General features: G+C 57.9%; 15 protein-coding genes and 1 CRISPR repeat array (1 of these 16 only partly in view). Of the genes, 4 read left to right on the top strand and 11 right to left on the bottom strand.

The window, feature by feature from the left end; all coding sequences use genetic code 11:
• Positions 1 to 736: direct repeats of the CRISPR family, unit length 37 nt; unit sequence GTTTCAATCCGCGCCCGATCAATCGACCGGGCGATGC (it extends 875 nt beyond the left edge of the window).
• A 176-nt stretch (positions 737 to 912) separates the two neighbouring features.
• From cas2 to EKL02_RS13570, 8 genes are all read right to left on the bottom strand, one after another.
• Positions 913 to 1203 carry a CRISPR-associated endonuclease Cas2 gene (gene cas2, locus EKL02_RS13535; protein WP_128902537.1) on the bottom strand — a complete coding sequence of 97 codons (291 nt, stop codon included), beginning with the start codon at positions 1201 to 1203 and terminating at the stop codon, positions 913 to 915.
• Between the two features lie 8 nt (positions 1204 to 1211).
• Positions 1212 to 2297, bottom strand: a complete 1086-nt coding sequence (gene cas1c / locus EKL02_RS13540; RefSeq protein WP_241687715.1) for a type I-C CRISPR-associated endonuclease Cas1c — start codon at positions 2295 to 2297, stop codon at positions 1212 to 1214.
• Positions 2248 to 2874, bottom strand: a complete 627-nt coding sequence (gene cas4, locus EKL02_RS13545; RefSeq protein ID WP_128902538.1) for a CRISPR-associated protein Cas4 — start codon at positions 2872 to 2874, stop codon at positions 2248 to 2250. Before cas4 ends, cas1c begins: the two co-directional genes overlap by 50 nt.
• Positions 2875 to 2902: 28 nt before the next feature.
• On the bottom strand, positions 2903 to 3787 hold the full coding sequence (cas7c, locus tag EKL02_RS13550) for a type I-C CRISPR-associated protein Cas7/Csd2 (protein ID WP_128902539.1): 885 nt from the start codon (positions 3785 to 3787) through the stop codon (positions 2903 to 2905).
• Positions 3784 to 5532, bottom strand: coding sequence for a type I-C CRISPR-associated protein Cas8c/Csd1 (cas8c, locus tag EKL02_RS13555; RefSeq protein ID WP_128902540.1), 1749 nt, complete (start codon positions 5530 to 5532; stop codon positions 3784 to 3786). The genes cas7c and cas8c overlap by 4 nt, the downstream gene beginning before the upstream one ends.
• Positions 5529 to 6194: a type I-C CRISPR-associated protein Cas5c gene (cas5c, locus tag EKL02_RS13560; RefSeq protein WP_128902541.1), complete on the bottom strand. Its 666-nt coding sequence runs from the start codon at positions 6192 to 6194 to the stop codon at positions 5529 to 5531. The genes cas8c and cas5c overlap by 4 nt, the downstream gene beginning before the upstream one ends.
• An 11-nt stretch (positions 6195 to 6205) precedes the next feature.
• On the bottom strand, positions 6206 to 8512 hold the full coding sequence (gene cas3, locus EKL02_RS13565) for a CRISPR-associated helicase Cas3' (protein ID WP_241687716.1): 2307 nt from the start codon (positions 8510 to 8512) through the stop codon (positions 6206 to 6208).
• 76 nt (positions 8513 to 8588) lie between these two features.
• Positions 8589 to 9563, bottom strand: coding sequence for a WYL domain-containing protein (locus EKL02_RS13570; RefSeq protein WP_128902542.1), 975 nt, complete (start codon positions 9561 to 9563; stop codon positions 8589 to 8591).
• Between the two features lie 266 nt (positions 9564 to 9829).
• Between EKL02_RS13570 and prfB the strand changes: the two genes are divergently transcribed.
• The 4 genes from prfB (at position 9830) to EKL02_RS13590 (ending at position 17015) form a co-directional block, all read left to right on the top strand.
• A protein-coding gene (gene prfB / locus EKL02_RS13575; protein WP_128902543.1) for a peptide chain release factor 2 occupies positions 9830 to 10934 on the top strand; the annotation gives its coding sequence in 2 pieces (ribosomal slippage) (positions 9830 to 9910 and positions 9912 to 10934; 1104 coding nt in all).
• 22 nt (positions 10935 to 10956) lie between these two features.
• On the top strand, positions 10957 to 12495 hold the full coding sequence (lysS, locus tag EKL02_RS13580; RefSeq protein ID WP_128902544.1) for a lysine--tRNA ligase: 1539 nt from the start codon (positions 10957 to 10959) through the stop codon (positions 12493 to 12495).
• A 180-nt stretch (positions 12496 to 12675) separates the two neighbouring features.
• Positions 12676 to 16191 carry an EAL domain-containing protein gene (locus EKL02_RS13585; protein WP_128902545.1) on the top strand — a complete coding sequence of 1172 codons (3516 nt, stop codon included), beginning with the start codon at positions 12676 to 12678 and terminating at the stop codon, positions 16189 to 16191.
• Positions 16192 to 16316: 125 nt separating this feature from the next.
• Positions 16317 to 17015, top strand: coding sequence for a glycine zipper 2TM domain-containing protein (locus EKL02_RS13590; RefSeq protein ID WP_128902546.1), 699 nt, complete (start codon positions 16317 to 16319; stop codon positions 17013 to 17015).
• Between the two features lie 49 nt (positions 17016 to 17064).
• Here the strand turns inward: EKL02_RS13590 and iscX are convergent, their stop codons facing one another.
• Genes iscX through hscA form a run of 3 tightly spaced genes read right to left on the bottom strand, consistent with a single transcriptional unit; the run spans position 17065 to position 19512 of the window.
• A complete protein-coding gene (gene iscX / locus EKL02_RS13595) occupies positions 17065 to 17259 on the bottom strand; it encodes a Fe-S cluster assembly protein IscX (protein WP_128902547.1) in 195 nt (64 codons plus the stop codon).
• A gap of 10 nt (positions 17260 to 17269) precedes the next feature.
• Positions 17270 to 17608 (bottom strand): ISC system 2Fe-2S type ferredoxin, encoded by a 339-nt coding sequence (fdx, locus tag EKL02_RS13600; protein WP_128902548.1) that lies wholly within the window; start codon positions 17606 to 17608, stop codon positions 17270 to 17272.
• A 38-nt stretch (positions 17609 to 17646) separates the two neighbouring features.
• Positions 17647 to 19512 carry a Fe-S protein assembly chaperone HscA gene (gene hscA, locus EKL02_RS13605; RefSeq protein ID WP_128902549.1) on the bottom strand — a complete coding sequence of 622 codons (1866 nt, stop codon included), beginning with the start codon at positions 19510 to 19512 and terminating at the stop codon, positions 17647 to 17649.

Raw genomic sequence — 19512 nt, forward strand, 5'->3', positions numbered from 1 at the left:
CCGATCAATCGACCGGGCGATGCATTGCCAAGTTCAGCACCTGCTTGCTCGTCTATCTTGTTTCAATCCGCGCCCGATCAATCGACCGGGCGATGCGCCAGCAAGGCATCGACCTGCGCCTGCGTCATTCCGGTTTCAATCCGCGCCCGATCAATCGACCGGGCGATGCGCCCTCCCCCGGCGTGCAGGGGAGGGATGGGGTTAGTTTCAATCCGCGCCCGATCAATCGACCGGGCGATGCCCATTGGCAATATCGAATACTGGCATGGCCGCAGGTTTCAATCCGCGCCCGATCAATCGACCGGGCGATGCAAAGCCAAAGCACTTGCAGACCGATTGACAGGTTTCAATCCGCGCCCGATCAATCGACCGGGCGATGCAGTCGTCACCCGGGCGGCTGTTGAGGGCATCAAGGTTTCAATCCGCGCCCGATCAATCGACCGGGCGATGCGGTATAGGCGCTCGCCAGCGGCTTCAGCTCATCGGGTTTCAATCCGCGCCCGATCAATCGACCGGGCGATGCATTGAGCCATTGCGGTGACTCGTGCAGCAGAATGTTTCAATCCGCGCCCGATCAATCGACCGGGCGATGCCGTGGAAGCTATTGGCAAAGCCTTTGGCTGGGAAGTTTCAATCCGCGCCCGATCAATCGACCGGGCGATGCTTCGGTGAACCCTGGCTGCGCGCATGCGGCAGGGTGTTTCAATCCGCGCCCGATCAATCGACCGGGCGATGCTCCACTCGCGTAACCCACAGCTACGCAAGAAGAATTTCATATTTTCCCGCGAACCCGCTCCAAAAAGCCAGGAATAAAATCTTACCGATTTCATTTTGCGAAAAAAAATCATATTTTTCATCAAGTTAGCGTGTGCGCGAAAGTCCTGCATGTTGGCCGTTGATAGCCGTTCGCGCTCAAGCAATGAGAGGGCCGTCAAAATCTACCGAGCGGAAGCAACCGTATTGCTTGACACGGAGATCCACCGGTTCAGTTATGCGATAGAAGCGCAGATTATCCGTCGCTGCATCGATTTCAGCTAACAAGGCACGCTCCAATTGCTCAAACTGCATTTCGTCAATCGTGCATTCGAATACAGATTTCTGCACACGCTGCCCGATACGTTCACAAGTCTTTGCAACTCGCCTGAGTCGCTTACGACCTGCAGCGGTTTCAGTAGAAACGTCGTAGGTGACAATAATGAGCATCCGGGTTCCTATTTCGCCAGATAAGGCAAATAGTCATCCATCTCGCCCCGGATGGTGCGCGCAATAAAACGGGCCTGGATAAAGGGAAGCAAACCAATGGGGACTTTATTTTCGGTGAGTGGATGAGTGATTTCTTCCTGTTTGCGTTCTTGCCAAGCCGTGACAACAGTGCGGCGGCCTTTGTCGCCGAGCATAACGGCACCGCCTTCGCGTTCGTCAAAATCGGCCTCAGTGATCTGTACACGGTTAATAAGGGTAAGCGCCAGCCTGTCGCAGATTATAGAACGGAATTCTTCCTGCAAATCCAGCGCGAGTGCTGCACGACCTGGACGAATCGCATGAAAAATTCCGAGTTGCACATCCAGCCCTGCAGCTTCGCAGGCAGAACGGCAGTCGTTCATGCTCATCGCATAAAGAAAGGAAATCAATGCATTGAAGCGATCCAGTGGCGGGCGACGAGTACGTCCATTCAATGCAAACGATGAACGTAACGGGGCTTTGACAATAAGATTGAGGGCGGAAAAATAGCCGCGCGCAGCCTCGCCTTCCACGCCACGAAGTTGATCCAGCGTCGTGGCCGTGGCCGTTGCACGCAGCGATGCGGCAAGATTGTCGGCACTGCGCGTGAGCGTCGCCGCCTCTTCTGCATTTGCGGCTTCTCGCGCGCCTCGCTGCAGATTGGTACGACTGTTTTTGAGTTTTCCAGCCACCACGGAACGTGCAAATTCCAAAGAGAATACGGCATCGGACACCACCCGATGATGGGCTTGGCGCAACAGGATATTGCCAGAGACAGCGCCTTCAAGCCGCGCCTTGAATCGACCTGCATTATCCAAAAGCACCAGCGATTTTCCTTCATCGGCCAGCCTGTGCATCAGCGCGGGCGACACCATAATATTGCCAAAACAGACTAGTCCGCCCAAATGATGAAGCGGCACCTGCAGCTTTTTTTCATGTTCAACGTCAATGCGCAAAGTGGCGTTGTCAAGATGCGCATAGGCGTTTGGCGTCATCACGTAAAGGGTATTCTGTACAGTGTGCACTTTACGCCTCCGGGTTAAATAAGTTGAGTCTTTGTTGACGTTGCCGATCACGCTGCGCCATCGCATCTGGCTGACAAATATCTTTCAGCGAACATTCCTTGCAGCGGGCATCGTTGACCGGCGGCGGCAGCCTGCCCGACGACAGCATCGCACGAATGGCATCTGTGGTCGCTATCACCAGCTGTCTGAGTACCGGTGTGATGAGAACTTCCCGGCGCCGGTGGCTGCTGGCATGAAAAATGGCCCCGCTTGGCACGGGACGATCCAGCATCTCTTCCAGGCAAATCGCTTGCGCGGCAAGCTGAATATCGTCATGCAATTTCTGCCGTTTGGCACCGTGCTTGAACTCGACCGGATACACCCTGCCATCCGGGTGAAATTCAACCAGATCGGCCTTGCCAATCAGGTTGTAGCAATCACTCCACACCGGTAATGCGCGCTCGACACGCACACCCGCCTTGATTTCATATCCCGGCGTATCAACCAGATGATGCACGGCCTGCCCGCGCACGGTATGGATATTCTCCTCGAACGCCTGCTCCAGATGGATCAGACCGCACTGGCGTGGGCAATAGATCCAGTGTTGCAGGGCCGAGATTGCAACGGCTTCATCTGCGGAATTTGTCATGGAAAATCTATCCGCGTTGCGTCAAGTTTCAGCAAGACTTATTCAACAGCGTCACGCCTGCGGGCAGATCGGCATCTTGAACCATCACATCATAATCAGCAAAGCTGCGCGGCACGTCCACGCCTTCCTTACGCGTTGCGCGGATTCGCCCGAACAGACTGTGCGCAGGGGCATTGCCAAGTTCCAAATCGTGCTTGAATACGTACAGTCCGCGCGTACTCATCTCACCTCGTGCGGCAGATCGGTCGTGCTCAAACATCTGAATCAGCGCCTGCCAAAATAATTCCAGATCGTCTTCGGAAAAATCTGTTTGCTTGGCGAGGAAGCTAGAAACGAAGCCGTGCGCCATATAGAGACCGTAGGGAATCGTGTGCTTACGCCCCATGGTGCGGTTATCACCTCCCTGTTTTTCCGCTTCTGCCTCGGTGGCAACGGCCATACGCGTAATCGAGTGTTCCTGGGCGATGATCGGATCGATGGAACGGGCAAAAGTAAGCTGCACCGGGCCGCGAACCTGCCCGCAATTGATTCCGGTAGACATGACGGCGCCGAAAGTCCGTACGTCAAAAAAATTGCGGCACATCCATTTTCGCGCATCATCGACGGCATCGCCACCCTTGCGTTTTTTATCATCTCCCGTAAGCATATCTTCGCGCCCGATGCCGACATAAGCCCGCTTGTGCTGGTTGTTGAGGACAGCTTTTTCTTTTACATAAATTTCATACGGAGGCTGTTCACCCCTCGCCATGCCGACAAAATTTCGCACCTTGCGTTTCAGACAAACATCCGTCACGAGGCCGTGACCAGTTTCGGCATCTAGTCGCGGCAAATTCCCCGCATCAGGGTCACCGTTAGGATTGCCGTCTTTTACGTCGAAAAGCAGAACAAAATCGTAGCGATTGGTCAGGCTCATTTGGATTCCTCTTGGTTGTTGGTGGATTCTGCTTTAGTGAAAAAAGATTGGCGTTGGTGGTAGTAACCGAGGGCAAATCGGCCTTGATCTGGTAAAGCGAGAATGCGGGGAAAGCCATCAAGCCCGCCCATGATTTCGCCAATCAGTCTTTCCATCTGCACGGCGCGTCCTTTCGGAAGTTTGCCAAGGTGATGATTTTTTAATCGCAGTAGCGTTGTGAAGACGGCGACCGGCGTGCTGGACGCAGCACTGTAATAACGGTCGCGTATGGTTGCGTTGAGGCCGGGGCTAGCCTCTTCTTGAATTTTTTCCAGGGTCGCAAATAATCGCCCCAAAAGATAAGCTGGATTGGCGTTTGTCTGGTCGAGCATAGCTTGAAATTCCTTCTCGGATGCGAATGCGGTAAGGTTGGCACGACGAATGATTCGATTCAATGAAGCTTTGATGGCGGCAGCGCGCGCATAGGTAGGTTTTTGTTCCGCCCGGGTGCGTTGTACAGCCAAGTTAAGCAATGGTGCTGGATAAGGTAAGCCTTGCAAAATGGCACGCATAACTTCGCCACCCAAGTTGGGCGGGATGTTGTCGGCTTTGCCTTGCACCGCGAGCGACGTCAACAGCCTAAAAAGTGACAGATGTTCCGGGTCGTGCGGTGCCCGCGCTATCTTGATATCGTCGAAATGACGGGCGATCCGCTGAGCGAGTTCATTAGCAGGCGCAGTTTCCCAAAACCGGATAGCGATCCGCGCAGCGTTGGGCGACAGCCCCAGGACATGGAAGCGGGTATCTGCGGCGCCGTGGGAAAATTTTCCGGACTGGACTGACTGATACAGCACCTTCAAAGCATCCGTTCCCCGGTCAGGATCGTCTTTGGGCGGCTCGCCAAACAAATCAGGCAATACAGCCTCCAGGTCATGTACTTCTTTCGCCCAGAAAACGGTGGAGGCATCGCCGACCTGGATGCGTTGGCGGGAGTCGCGCGCCAGCAAGTGATTGAGGGCCGTGGTGTAGGCAAAAACGGCGGGTTTCCCGAGAGGGGCATTCGCACCTTGTACCTTGCCGTAGGAGTTGAACGCATCTAGGTTGAAAGAAACAATGTTCGCGCCGGATGTTTGTGCACCCCATACACCCTTGATGGCTGGGTGCAAACGTTCAATCGTAGCAGCGCTGCCACTAACGAGGCAGACACCATCAGGCGTAACGCCATCCGTCGTCACAGCGGTTGCTGCAACAATCAGGGGACGCTGGCAAACCAGCTCCATATCGCCATGCAGTCGAAATGTCATGACTGGATTGGTGAGAAGAATCTCTGGCCACACAGTAAAGGCCTCGAATTGTATGAGATCGAAGCCGCTGAAAAACGCAAGAATCGCTTGTATCCCGGCATCGTTTAACGCGTCCGGCGGCAAGCCTGCCAGTCGTGTGCGAAATGCCGCGTGCTGTTCAGCAACGCGCTCCGGCTTGCCTTTGGTATCCACCCCAAGTACATATTCGGCCGTATCCCAAAGAAGGTTGGCGACAACTCCGGAGGTTTTTTTCGCGCCCTGCGGCACCAGAAAACGCTGACCAATTTTTTTCTTTACTTCTAATGTGCGCGTATCGGCCAGATTGACGAGCCGCCCTTCCGCATCAATTTCGATGACAAATGGGATTTCTTTTTCTTCGAGGCCAAAAGCCGGCAGCCGATCTTGGGGATCGGGTGAACGTTGACAGCGCAAGTAGTAGTCGCTAAGCGCTTGCAGAATCATCCTCGCACCTCTTCACTATTCCACGCCGGCACATTAATTGCGCCATTTTCCAGCCGGGCACGGAAGAAGCGTGGCGTCGGATCGCTTGGTTTGGTGAAATCCAAGTCGTGCAGCATGAAGCCAAGTTCACGCGTCTCGGTTATCGGCATGGGTTCTGCCGCGATGTCTGTCACTAGCCGAAAGTGGGCGGCAAACTCTCGGCAACCAAGATAAGGCTGGTTGACGCATTGCCCCCGACTGGCGCGTCGTTCGAACATCTCGTAATACTTGTTGGCGTGCGCGCCCGCATCACGCTCAGGGAAAAATTCCAAATCGGCATGGACGCGATAAGCCACGTCGCGCAGAAACAGCCCGGCGCGCTGCTGGCGCTCATCCTCGATGTTGAGGCCGAGAATGGCTGCGCCGCCTTTCATCACAGTCTCCACGTTGCGGGTGGAAACCACGCTGGCGACTTCATTGCGGCGCAGGTTGATCCAGTGGATGGGCTTCAATACTTCGATCTGGTGAATATGCCAGCGAATGGCTGGTTTCCACAGAATGGCTTCGAAACAGGCGCGCGCGGCGGAAGGGGTCATTACGTCATAGCTGACACGTTCGACTTTCATTTCTGGGCGGGTAAAGCAGGCAAAGTCCCCGGAGAGTTCAAGGCAATAGCGTTTCAAGACAGATCCTTTCAGGCGATGAATGCCTGGGCAGAAGGCAAAACGCCTTCGATAATTAGCCCCAGTTGGTCGTGATACAGAAAATCATTTTTTTGCACGAATAGCCCGGGAATAATTTCTTCCACATCGCCTTGCGCGAGAAGGCGCATCGCATCTCGACGCGGGACAGTAACGGTGTAGCGTTGCAGCTTTCGCATCAGCCAGCGGTCAGGGCCATCTTTTCTAAGGGCATTCAGCCATTTCTCTATCGCCTCGTCATTGCCCTCCGCACCACGATAGCGGACGATAACGGGCGCACTATCTTCATCCTGAATGAGTTTGAATTTTTCAGCGGCGGTGCGAAAATTGATTGCAAGGGTTTGTCCATCAACTTCAAGCAACTTAACTATTCCTTGCGCATCCAGATCGCAGGCATGATAGAGCTTTTCGAAATAACTGGAAAACAGGACACGTTCCAGCGGCTTTCCGATATGGCCATACAACACACTGCGGCAAGCATCCTCGGCCTTGCGTAACTGACCTTGCGGCGAGAGTTGGGGCGGAATAAACACCACAACTTCACCCTGCGCCAACTTGCCTTCCCTGTTACAGCGTCCAGCGGCCTGCGCGAGCGAATCTAGCCCGGCCAATGCCCGATACACCACCGGAAAATCCACATCGACGCCGGCTTCCACCAACTGCGTACTGACCACGCGTGTCAGAATACCGTCCTTAAGTTGCGCTTTGATTTTTTGAATGATTTGCGAGCGATGTTCGCCACACATCAGCGCCGACAGATGCAAGGTGCCTTCCGGCATGCGCTGCCAAAGTTCGCGCGCATCTTTGCGGCGATTGACGATGGCGAGTACGGAACCGCGTTGATTGATTTCTTCCGCCAATACATCCCAACTCATGGGCGTGTTCCAGTCTGCGGGCAGGCGCACCTTGACCCGCTCCAATGCCCGGTAGAGCACGTCCGGGTCGCTCATGATCTCGCGCACATTGTCGAGGCCACGCATATTGTTCCTGGCATCGAAGTATTCACGCGTCGACAGCGCCGGCTGGGTAGCGGTGGACAACACGACTGTGACGCCATAATGTATTGTCAGCAGATTTAGCACGTCGAGAATTGGCTGTAAAAACTCCGGCGGCAAAAGCTGCGCTTCATCCAGTACCACAACGGAATCAACGATGTTATGCAACTTGCGGCAGCGGGAAGTTTTGGCGGCGAACAGGGATTCGAAAAATTGGACATTGGTAGTGACGACAACCGGCGCATCCCAGTTTTCGCAGGCTAGATGGCTTTTGTGGTTTTCCTTTTCTGGATCGGCATCAGCATTGCTGTGATGCTCGATCACGGCATCGCCAAAAATGGAACGGAAAATGTCGGCCGTCTGCTCGATGATGCTGGTGTAAGGTATGACGTAAATGATGCGTCGTTTTTCGAAGCGCTTGGCGTGTTCCAGGGCGAATGCAAGGCTGGATAGTGTCTTTCCACCGCCGGTGGGAACGGTCAGGGAGAACAGGCCGGGGGCATCATATGCTTTCTCGCGACATTGACGCAGGATGTCGGCGCGCAGCAAGTTAACCGCTGTGGCATCTGCTGTGAGCGTCTTGCTGGTCATGAACCGATCAAATTGTTCGAGCAGGTTTTGTATATTCGGCCAGCCAACACGTTGCGCGGACTTGTCAGCATCCATGTAAGCCTCGGTATCGAGACGGTCAGCGTCGATCAAGCACGAAAAAAGCATTCGCACCCATAAAGCGAAACCATCCTTGCCGCCGGGTATGTCGCGTAAATCCGGTACAAATGCACCGTGATCGAGAATGTCGGCTGGTGGCTGCTGCGCCAACGCTTCATTAAATTCATCGCGACTGTCCGCTTTGCCAAGACGATCATCGAGTCCGCCGAACCAGTCATATAGCCCGGCATGGTGCCCGGCAATAAGATAAGCCAATACCCGCCCCGCCACATCAAATCGGTCACACGCAAGCAGCGCGCCGGCAGTAGAGTGCGGTGCTTTACCCGCTTCGCCATTGATATGTGCATCAACCTCGAAGCCACTAGCTTGACGAATGTAATGTTGAAAACGTGGCCGGTATTTGCCCAGGTCGTGCCACAAACCCGCGAGATGCGCCCAGTCGGAGCTATTGAAGCGACTGGCACTCAGTGATGCCAAACGCGCCACTTCCCGCAGATGCTCATCCAAGCCGTGCGGCTCCCGCCATACATCGTTTTTGTCTTTTGCAGCGTGAGCAATAGGCTGACTTCCACTCATAGACGGGCCCTTTTTGACATACTTTTGTTGGGTTTGACAATACGGAGCAGGTTCGCTCATTCATCGGCCTTTAAATGCACATTTACTCTCAATCTAAATGAAGCCAGGCTCATGGCATGCGCCACCACATAAACATCTACATATTTTTTATAGACACCACCCCCTTTTCTAACTGTGCCGCCACTTTTACTTGCAAACCCGATGGCCCGAGCACAACAACTTCCGGCACATGCCGCAATATATCCATCAACAATTCCCGGTCATCGCTGTACGGCACCCGCAGCACATAATGCCCATCCTCCTCAAAGAAAGACTCCTGCTGCGGATGCCAGCTTTCCCGGCTGACCCAGCGCGCCCGTTCAGGAGAAAACCGTAATACAGCCCATTGCAGCTCTGCTCCACTGAAAATACCGTAACCTGCAGTGAAAACCGCATCGAGGTCCGCATCGGGGATATTCAGCGCAGCGTCGTCCAGCAATTCAATGCCCCGGATGGCATCAAGCGAAAACGAACGTATGTCCTCCCGCAAATGGCACCATGCATCCAGATACCAATTGTCCCGGTAATAGGTCAAGCGTTGCGGCGAGAGTGTGCGGGATTCGGTAGCATTGCGGCCGCGATGAAAATATTGGATGGTGATCTGACGCCGGTTGAGCACGGCGGTGCTGGCAAGCCCAAACGACGCGGGGTTGATCTGGTGGGCATTGGCCCGCAACACGCGTATCCGCCGCTGCACTTCTTTACGGGGCACATCCGGACTGTCGAGCAATCGATACAGGCGATCAAGTAGGGGCTGGATATGCGGCGTAAGTAATCCGGGCTGCAATTCCTGCAGCAATTGTTGCATGCTCAGCAATGCATGGATTTCATCGGCGTTGAACCACATGCCAGGCAATTCATGTCTACCACCCCGCACTGTCGCTTTCAGACGATATCCCCCTGCCTCGGTATCGTATTCAATTGGAACGTCCATGCGATCACGCAGGTAAGCCAGATCGCGCTTGAATGTCGCCAGTGATATGCCCAGAACTTCCAGAAATTTAGTCCTGGGCACCACCCGATACTGGCTTAAAAGCGTTTGAATTCGGTACAGGCGTTCTGTGCGATCCATATCAATTACCGAAGAGTTGATCGTCTATTTTAACCATTTGTACAATTTTTGTTGTCCGATTGCATTTATTAATTGCAATAAACATTACTCCTTGCCCATTTCAGGCCAATGAAATTCCTCATAGCATCCGCACAAAGCACGGTATCTAGTGAGGGCGAAGCCTGCCAAATTGGCTGCGACGGTTGATCGGTATTGACAGCAGAATTTCATCGCCCACCCGCCCTAAGCTATAATGTCCGGTTTTACCGCACACACTAAAATCCATCATGGAAGCAGAACGCCTCAACGCCCTCTCCGCCCTGCTGGCGGACCTCACCATCCGTGAGGTTGAACTTCGGGGGTATCTTTGACTTCGCTGCGAAGTCAGAGAAACTAGAGCAAGTCAACGCCGAGCTGGAAGACCCGAACGTCTGGAATGACCAGAAGCGGGCCCAGGACCTCGGCCGTGAAAAGAAATCCCTCGAAGCCATCGTCACCTCGCTGACCGAGATCGAATCCGGCCTGCGCGACGCCACCGACCTGTTCGAGATGGCGCGCGAGGAAGGCGATGAAGACACCGTCGTCGCCATCGAAGCCGATGCCGAAGAACTGCGCAAGCGCGTCGAAGGCATGGAATTCCGCCGGATGTTCAACAATCCGATGGATGCCAACAACTGCTTCATCGACATCACCGCCGGCGCCGGCGGCACCGAGGCGCAAGACTGGGCTTCGATGATCATGCGGCAATACCTGCGCTATTGCGAGCGCAAGGGCTTCAAGACCGAAATCCTGGAACAGTCCGACGGCGAAATCGCCGGCATCAAGACTGCCGCGATCAAGGTCGAGGGCGACTATGCCTACGGCTTCCTGCGCACCGAAACCGGCGTGCACCGCCTGGTGCGCAAGTCACCGTTCGACTCGGCCAACGGTCGCCACACGTCGTTCTGCAGCCTGTTCGTCTACCCGGAAGTGGATGACTCGATCGAGATCGACATCAACCCGGCCGACGTGCGCGTCGACACCTACCGCGCTTCCGGCGCGGGCGGCCAGCACATCAACAAGACCGACTCGGCCGTGCGCCTGACCCACGGCCCCTCGGGCATCGTGGTGCAGTGCCAGAACGACCGCAGCCAGCACCGCAACCGCGCCGAAGCCTGGGACATGCTGAAGTCCAAGCTGTACGAGCTGGAATTGCGCAACCGCATGAGCGAGCAGCAAAAGCTGGAAGACTCCAAGACCGATGTGGGCTGGGGCCACCAGATCCGCTCCTACGTGCTGGACCAGTCGCGCATCAAGGATTTGCGCACCGGTCACGAAGTCGGCAATACCAAGGCCGTGCTGGATGGCGACCTCGACGACTTCATCGGCGCTTCGCTCAAGCAAGGCGTTTAACAATACCAACAGGCATTACCACATGACTCAGCACACTGCTCCAGCATCCGACAACGCAGCCCAGCCGCTCGACGAAGGCTCCATCATCGGCGAGCGCCGCGCCAAGCTGGCGGCGATCCGCGAGAAAGGCGTCGCTTTCCCCAACGATTTCCGTCCCGCAAACAAGGCAGCCGACCTGCAGGCGCAGCACGGCGATGCCGCAGCTGAAGCGCTGGAAGAACAGGCCATCAAGGTATCGGTGGCTGGCCGCATGATGCTGAAGCGCGTGATGGGCAAGGCCTCCTTCGCCACGCTGCAGGATGCCTCCGGCCCCAAGGCTGACGGCCGCATCCAGCTCTTCATCACGAAGGACCTGCTCGGCGAGGAAGCCTACGACCTCTTCAAGCACTATGATCTGGGCGACATCCTCGGCGCCGAGGGCACGCTGTTCAAGACCAAGACGGGCGAGCTGTCGGTGAAGGTGACGACCCTGCGCCTGTTGACCAAGTCGCTGCGCCCGCTGCCGGACAAGTTCCATGGCCTGGCCGACCAGGAAACCAAGTACCGCCAGCGCTACGTCGACCTGATCATGAGCGAGGAAACACGCCGTACCTTCAAGGCGCGCACCGCCGCACTGTCGTCGATTCGCCGCTTCATGGAAAAGAATGACTTCATGGAAGTCGAGACGCCCATGCTGCATGTGATTCCTGGCGGTGCCGCGGCCAAGCCTTTCATCACCCATCACAATGCGCTGGACATGCAGATGTTCATGCGCATCGCGCCGGAACTGTACCTGAAGCGCCTGGTGGTCGGCGGCTTCGAGCGCGTGTTCGAAGTCAACCGCAACTTCCGCAACGAGGGCGTTTCCCCGCGTCACAATCCGGAATTCACGATGATGGAATTCTATGCAGCCTACGTGGATTACCAGTGGCTGATGGAATTCACCGAGCAGGTGATCCGCCAGGCCGCCGTCGATGCGCACGGCACGGCCAGCCTGACTTACCAGGGCCGCGAACTTGACTTGAGCAAGCCGTTCGAGCGCCTGACCATCGTCGGCGCCATCAACAAGTACGCGCCGCAATATACCGGCGAACAGTTGCACGACGAGGCATTCCTGCGTCATGAATTGCGGCGCCTGGGCGTCAAGCCGCACGCGCATGCCGGCCTGGGTGCACTGCAACTGGCGCTGTTCGAGGAAACTGCCGAGGCGCAGTTGTGGAACCCGACCTACATCATCGATTACCCTGTCGAAGTCTCCCCGCTGGCACGCGCTTCCGACACCGTGCCGGGCATTACCGAGCGCTTCGAGCTGTTCATCACCGGCCGCGAGATTGCCAACGGTTTTTCCGAGCTGAATGACGCCGAAGACCAGGCTGCGCGCTTCCAGGCGCAGGTTGCCGCCAAGGAAGCCGGCGACGACGAAGCCATGTATTACGACGCCGATTACATCCGCGCGCTCGAATATGGCTTGCCGCCGACGGGCGGTTGCGGCATCGGCATCGACCGCCTGATGATGCTGATCACCGATTCACCCAATATCCGCGACGTCATCCTGTTTCCGCACTTGCGCCGGGAAGACTGACCGGTTTTGCTTGCGATACATAAAAAGGGCCGTTTTGCGGCCCTTTTTTATTGTGGGCTGTAATTATCTTTTCTTGAAGAAATTTTAATTTTTTCGACATGCATGGTGAAACTTCAGCATTGCCTTTAAAATCACATTTTGTGGTAGGTCGCCGCTTCTCTCTTTCCCCCGGACTGTGCATTGACAAAAATTAAGTCGTTCCGTGCCCCGTGGTCCGTCCGCTCCTACCTGCTCTGCCTGGTATTGGCGTGCCTGTTGCCAGGCGTCCTAGGCGCAGCTGCCCTGTTTATTTTTCAATATCAGGAAAGCCGCACGCAACTGCAAAAAAATACCATTCTGACGGCACGCGCTTTGGTGCAGACGGTGGACCACCAGTTGCTGAGCGTCCAAGCCGTTGCACAAACCCTGGCGACTTCCGAGGCATTGCGGCTCCACGACCTTGCAGTGTTTCACCAGCAGGCGCGCGCGGCCATGAAGCAGGTCGGCCTGGGCAATAACGTGGTGTTGCGTGACATGGCCGGCCGGCAAATTCTCAACACGGCAGTGGAGTTTCGCACGCCACTGGCGCCAACAGCGGCGCCAGACCAGGTGCGCGACATTTTTGCGTCCGGCAAGCCGAAAATCAACGACATGTTTGTCGGCCCGGTACTGAAACGCCCCGTCATGAGCGTGGATGTCCCTGTCATCATCGACGGCAAGGTTAGCTATGCCCTCGGGGTTGGCGTCCTGCCGGAGCATTTCGACAGGATCCTCAAGTCGCAACGCTTGCCGCCAGACTGGCTGGTCGTGATCGTCGACAGCGCCGGCACGATCATTGCACGTTCGCATGCTTCAGAACGCTTCATCAACGAGAAAGCATCGCCCGATTTACTCAAGGCCTTGCAACGCGCGCCCGAAGGCGGGATTAAAGCCATCACGAAGGAAGGCGTTTCCGTATTGTCTTTTTTCAGTGAGTCGCCAGTCACGCACTGGCGCGTGGCCATTGGCATCCCGCGCGACACGGTAGAAAATGCACTGGCACAAACCCTCTCGCTGCTGGCGCTTGGCGTGGCGTCCCTGTTTGGCGTCGGATTGTTCCTGGCATGGTTCATGGGAGGAAAAATCGCCTTTTCCGTCAGGGCGCTCACGGCCCCCGCCAGCGCGCTGGGAAGCGGCGCTACCGTCGAGGTTCCGCCCCTGCACATCCAGGAAGCTGCCGAAGTCGCGGCGGCAATCGGGCGCGCAGCCAACTTGCTTAATGAACATTCCGCCAGCTTGCGCGACAAGGAGCTGGAACTGGCCGAAGCGCATCGCCTTGCCAAGTTCGGCACCTGGCACTGGGATGCGCGCACGGATGCCATCACCACCTCCCAGTCGGTCCCGACCATTTTTGGCGAGGAAATTCATTCCTTTGCCCAGACGCGGGGCACGCTGCTGTCAGAAGATACCTGGCAGATGGTTAACGAGGCGACGAATGAGGCCGTCCGCACGGGAACCGGGTATGACCTGGAATTGACGATCCAGCGCCGTGATGGCGCGGTGATTTGCCTTCACTCGAAGTGCCAGGCCGTCTGGAATCAGGCGCACGTCGTCATTGGACTGCGCGGGACGGTGCAAGACATTACCGAACGCAAGAAAGCCGAAGAGAAATTGCGCGAGTCCGAAGAGCGTTTTCGCCTGGTGGCCGACAACATTACGCAGCTGGCCTGGATCACGGACGGTGAAGGCCAGCCGCTATGGCTCAACCGCCGCTTCCTGGAATTTACCGGCACGACCCTGGAGAGCATGAAAAACAAGGGCTGGCGCAAATTGCACCACCCCGACCATCTGGACGATGCCATTGTAAAATTCGGCCAGCACCTGACCAGCGGCGAACCGTGGGAAGACACCTTCCCGATGAAGGGCGCTGACGGACAGTATCGCTGGTTCCTGTCGCGCGCCATCTCGCAACGCGATGCCTCCGGCCGCATAGTCCGCTGGTTCGGTACCAATACGGATATCACGGCGCTGCGGGATGCCGATGAGGAATTGCAAAAATTTAAATTCTTCAGTGACTGCGCCAATGATGGCTTGATGCTGCTCGACCAGCAGGGGCATATCCTGTACGCGAACAAGCTGGCGTGTGAACGCCTTGGCTATAGCGAACAGGATATGCTTCGGCTGAATATTTCCGCAATCGATCCCCAGCACACGGCACAAGAGTTTGCCGCGATATTCGCACGCAGCAAGCAACACCGGATACCCCCCTTTGAAGGCGTGCATCAGCGCAGGGATGGCACCACCCTGACTGTGGAGACAGCCGTCGCCGTGCTTGAGCACAAGGGAGAATGGTTGATGTTTGCCACTGCGCGCGACATTACCGAGCGCAAGCAGGCCGAGCTGCGCGTGCGCGAAGCTGCCCTGCACGACCCGCTGACCAGCTTGCCGAACCGGGCACTGGTATTCGAATATTGCGGCCGCCTGCTGGCTGCCGCACGCCGCAACCATAGCCGGGGCGCCCTGATGTTCATCGATCTTGACCGCTTCAAGCCGGTCAATGATCTTTACGGCCACGAGACGGGCGACCGCCTGCTGCAGGAAGTCGCCAGCCGCCTGGTGGATTGCGTGCGCGATGAAGACCTTGTCGGGCGCATTGGCGGCGACGAGTTTGTCGTGGTCCTGCCCTATATCGAATCCGAGCGCGAGCGCGTGGCGCGGGTCGCGCAGCACGTCTGCGACAGCCTCGAGCAGCCGTTCCGGATCGACGGACTGGAGCTGACGATCTCCGCGTCGATCGGCATCAGCTATTTCCCCGACCATGCCACTGAAGTCAGCACGCTGCTGCATGCCGCCGACCTGGCCATGTATCTCGCCAAGCAATCCGGCAGGGCCAATTACCAGTTCTATACGCCCGGCCTGGAAGAGCGCGCCGAGCAGACGCTGCTGCTGGAAGTCCGGCTCAAGCAGGCACTCAAGCAGGGTACGCTCAAGCTGCACTACCAGCCCGTCATCGACATCCGCAGCGGACAGCTTGCAGGCGCCGAAGCGCTGGTGCGCCTGGCAGACGAGCATGGCGTCGAGTCCGTCGGGCCCGCCACCTTCATTCCCGTGGCGGAGTCGACCGGACTGATCGGCGAACTGGGCGAATGGGCGCTGCAGGAAGCTTGCCGGCAGCAGATGGCGTGGCGGCGCGCGGGACTGACCACCCGGGTGGCGATCAATGTTTCGCCCTTGCAGTTCCGCCAGCGCGGGTTTGCCGAGCGGCTGAGCGAAATCATTGCCAGCTCCGGCATTGATCCCGCCTGCCTCGAGATCGAAGTGACCGAGAGCGCGGTCATGGAAAATGTCAGCGACGCCATCGAACTCCTCAGAAAGATCAAGATGCTGGGGGTCAGGGTAGCACTCGACGATTTCGGCACCGGCTATTCCAGTCTCAGCAGCCTGAGCAACCTGCCGCTCGACAAGCTCAAGGTCGACCAGTCATTCGTGCGCCGCATCGAGCGCGACAAGGCAAGCCGGTCCGTGACGGAGGCGATCATCGCGCTGGCCCGCAGCCTGAATCTCCAGGTGGTCGGCGAAGGCATCGAGTCCGAGTTCGCACTCCATTACCTGGCCAGGCAAGGCTGCAATCTCGCCCAGGGATACTGGTTCAGCCGGCCCCTGCCGCCGGATGAATTTTTTTCGTGGTACCGCAATCGCACCGATGATCGGCGCCTGCAACTCACCGGACAGGCCTGAAACGGCGCAGCGTTTGTTACAAAGGCTTACACCTGACACACCTTGCCGTCTATGTTCGATGAAACTTTCCTCTGATAATTAGTTCATAGGAAGACAACATCAACATTTCAAGCATGGGAGCCTTTATGGAAGCCAATCACAAGCCGAACCGCATTCACCCTCTTGTGGCAATTGCCGCCGTTGCCGTCACCGTCCTGAGCATCACGGGCGTGGCGGCCATTACCGGCCTGCTGCCGGCATCCCACGGCGAAAGCGGCCCGGGCAGCGCTTCGGTTGCGCACATGTTTGCGCCGGTGCCCGCCGCAACGGGCGATGCCGCCGCAAATTTCACCACCCCCGTCGAGCCGAAAGCGCAGCTTGCCGCGAATGACGCGGAAAAGCCGGTGCCCCAGGCGGCCCAGAAGCCAGCCGGCAATGAACACCAGGGCACCCGCCCGGCGTCCAGCGGTTACCGGCAGCACACTACCCAGGTAGCGCAGGCGCGCGCCACATGCCGCGACTGCGGCCGCGTGGAAGCGGTTACGCCAGTCAAGGAACAGGGCCAGGCCAGCGGCGTGGGCATCGTCGCCGGCGCTGTGCTGGGCGGCGTGCTTGGCAACCAGGTTGGCGGCGGCAATGGCAGGAAGCTTGCGACGGTCGCCGGCGCTGTGGGCGGCGGCTATGCCGGCAATGAAGTGGAAAAACGCACCCGCGCCACCAGTAGCTATCAGGTACGCGTGCGCATGGAAAACGGCACGTCGCGCACCTTCCGCCAGACCAGCGACAGCTGGCGCGTGGGCGACCGCGTGCGCATCGTCAACGGCGAACTGACCATGCGCGGATAAGGCGAAGATCCCTTGTAAAAAGGGCGGCCCGTAATGAGGCCGCCCTTTTTTATTTAGCCTCTTCGATCCAGGCCGCCTGGATCGCTTCAAGGATCTTTTCGCCCGAACGCTTGTGGTCGTCGTCGAAGCCATCGAGCTCGCAGACCCAGTTATGCAAGTCGGTAAAGCGCACGGTGAGCGGGTCGATGTCCGGGTACTTGTCGTGCAAGTCTTCCGCGATCTGAGTAATGTCGGTCCATTTCATGGCGGTGCCCTCAATGATTTTCGCTGACCTGGTTGATCGTGTACTTCGGAATCTCGATCACGAGGTCTTCGTCGCCGACCACTGCCTGGCAGGACAGGCGCGATTGCGCTTCCAGTCCCCAGGCCATGTCGAGCAGGTCTTCTTCCTTTTCCTCGGCTTCGTTCAGGGATTCGAAGCCTTCGCGCACCACCACGTGGCAGGTGGTGCAGGCGCAGGATTTTTCGCAGGCGTGCTCGATCTCGATATCGTGCTCGAGCAGGGTATCGCAGACGGTCTTGCCTTTTTGCGCCTCGATGACGGCGCCTTCGGGGCATAGGGTGGCGTGGGGAAGGACAACGATCTGGGGCACAGGCTACCTCGGGTTCAAATGGGTTGTTGGTTACGGCTTCAGGCGATTTCGTCGAGCTTCTTGCCGGACAGCGCCTGGCGCACGCTGCGGTCCATGCGGCGCGCGGCAAAGTCTTCCGTGCCGGCGGCCAGCGCCTGCACCGCCGCCTTGATGGCGTCGTGGTCATTGCCCTGCGCCTGCCGGCGCAAGCCTTCGACCAGACCCGCGATTTCGCTGCGTTCTTCTTCCGTCAGGAGATTGGCGTCGGCTGCCAGCGCCGACTCGGTGGCCAGCAGGATGCGCTCGGCCTCGACCTGCTCTTCGCGCAGCGCGCGCGACTGCATGTCGCTCTCGGCCAGGGTGAAGGAATCCTGCAGCATCTTGGCGATTTCGTCGTCCGACAGGCCATAGGAGGGCTTGACAGTGATCGACGATTCCACGCCCGAGCGCAGCTCGCGCGCCGACACGGCCAGCAGGCCGTCGGCATCGACCTGGTAAGTGATGCGGATGCGCGCCGCGCCGGCGGCCATCGGCGGAATGCCATGCAACTCGAAGCGCGCCAGCGAGCGGCAGTCGGACACCAGTTCGCGCTCGCCCTGCACCACGTGGATCGCCAGCGCTGTCTGGCCATCCTTGAAGGTAGTGAATTCCTGCGCGCGCGCGCAGGGAATGGTGGAATTGCGCGGAATGACCTTTTCGGCCAGGCCGCCCATGGTCTCGATGCCCAACGACAGCGGGATGACGTCCAGCAGCAGCCAGTCGTCGCCCGGCGCGCGGTTGCCGGCCAAAAGATTGGCCTGGATGGCGGCGCCCAGCGCCACCACGCGGTCGGGGTCGATATTGGCCAGCGGCGTGGTCTTGAAGAATTCGCCGACGGCCTTGCGGATGTGCGGCATGCGCGTGGCGCCACCGACCAGCACGACGCCATCGACATCCTCTTCCGACAGGCCGGCGTCGCGCAGCGCCTTCTTGCACGGCGCCATGGTTTTTTTCACCAGGTGCTGGGTGATCTCGACGAAGGTCGCCGCGGTCAGGGTCAGGTGGACCTGCTCGCCGCTTTGCAGCACGGCGTCGATCTGGGTTTCGGACTTGGTGGAGAGAAGTTCCTTGGCTTCGCGCGACTTCACCATCAACAGGCGCGTGTCCTGGTCCGACAGCGGCGCCAGCTTGGCCTGCTCGATGATCCAGCACAGCAGGCGGTGGTCGAAGTCGTCGCCGCCCAGGGCAGAATCACCGCCCGTGGCCAGCACTTCGAAGACGCCCTTGGTCAGCTTCAGGATGGAGATGTCGAAGGTGCCGCCGCCGAGGTCATAGACGGCATAGATGCCTTGCGAATTGTGGTCGAGACCATAAGCGATGGCCGCCGCGGTTGGCTCGTTCAAGAGGCGCAGCACATTCAGGCCGGCGAGTTTTGCCGCATCCTTGGTGGCCTGGCGCTGGGCATCGTCGAAATAGGCCGGCACCGTGATCACGGCGCCCACGAGCTCATCGCCGAGCGCGTCTTCCGCATGCTGGCGCAGGGTTGCGAGGATTTCCGCCGAGACTTCAACCGGGCTTTTGACGCCGGCCACGGTCTTCAACTGCACCATGCCCGGGGTATCCAGGAAGTCATAGGGCATGTTCTCGGCGTGGGCAATATCCTTCAAGCCGCGCCCCATGAAGCGCTTGACCGAGACAATGGTATTTTTCGGGTCGCTGACCTGGGCGGCCTGCGCCTTGTAGCCGATGTTGGCGTGGCCGCTGGGCAGGTAGCGCACGACCGATGGCAACAGCGCCCTGCCCTCCTCGTCGACCAGCACTTCCGGGATGCTGCTGCGCACGGTTGCGACCAGCGAATTGGTGGTGCCGAGGTCGATCCCGACCGCCAGCCTGTGCTGGTGCGGCGCGGTGGACATGCCCGGCTCGGAAATTTGCAGAAGCGCCAT

It is taken from the genome of Janthinobacterium sp. 17J80-10 (assembly GCF_004114795.1).
Taxonomy (GTDB): domain Bacteria; phylum Pseudomonadota; class Gammaproteobacteria; order Burkholderiales; family Burkholderiaceae_D; genus Paucimonas.

Coding starts and splice junctions, on each gene's coding strand:
- hscA (WP_128902549.1), bottom strand. CDS start 19,512: ATGGCGCTTCTGCAAATTTCCGAGCCGGGCATGTCCACCGCGCCGCAC.
- cas3 (WP_241687716.1), bottom strand. CDS start 8,512: ATGAGCGAACCTGCTCCGTATTGTCAAACCCAACAAAAGTATGTCAAA.
- EKL02_RS13570 (WP_128902542.1), bottom strand. CDS start 9,563: ATGGATCGCACAGAACGCCTGTACCGAATTCAAACGCTTTTAAGCCAG.
- cas4 (WP_128902538.1), bottom strand. CDS start 2,874: ATGACAAATTCCGCAGATGAAGCCGTTGCAATCTCGGCCCTGCAACAC.
- cas2 (WP_128902537.1), bottom strand. CDS start 1,203: ATGCTCATTATTGTCACCTACGACGTTTCTACTGAAACCGCTGCAGGT.
- iscX (WP_128902547.1), bottom strand. CDS start 17,259: ATGAAATGGACCGACATTACTCAGATCGCGGAAGACTTGCACGACAAG.
- cas7c (WP_128902539.1), bottom strand. CDS start 3,787: ATGAGCCTGACCAATCGCTACGATTTTGTTCTGCTTTTCGACGTAAAA.
- cas8c (WP_128902540.1), bottom strand. CDS start 5,532: ATGATTCTGCAAGCGCTTAGCGACTACTACTTGCGCTGTCAACGTTCA.
- lysS (WP_128902544.1), top strand. CDS start 10,957: ATGACTCAGCACACTGCTCCAGCATCCGACAACGCAGCCCAGCCGCTC.
- EKL02_RS13590 (WP_128902546.1), top strand. CDS start 16,317: ATGGAAGCCAATCACAAGCCGAACCGCATTCACCCTCTTGTGGCAATT.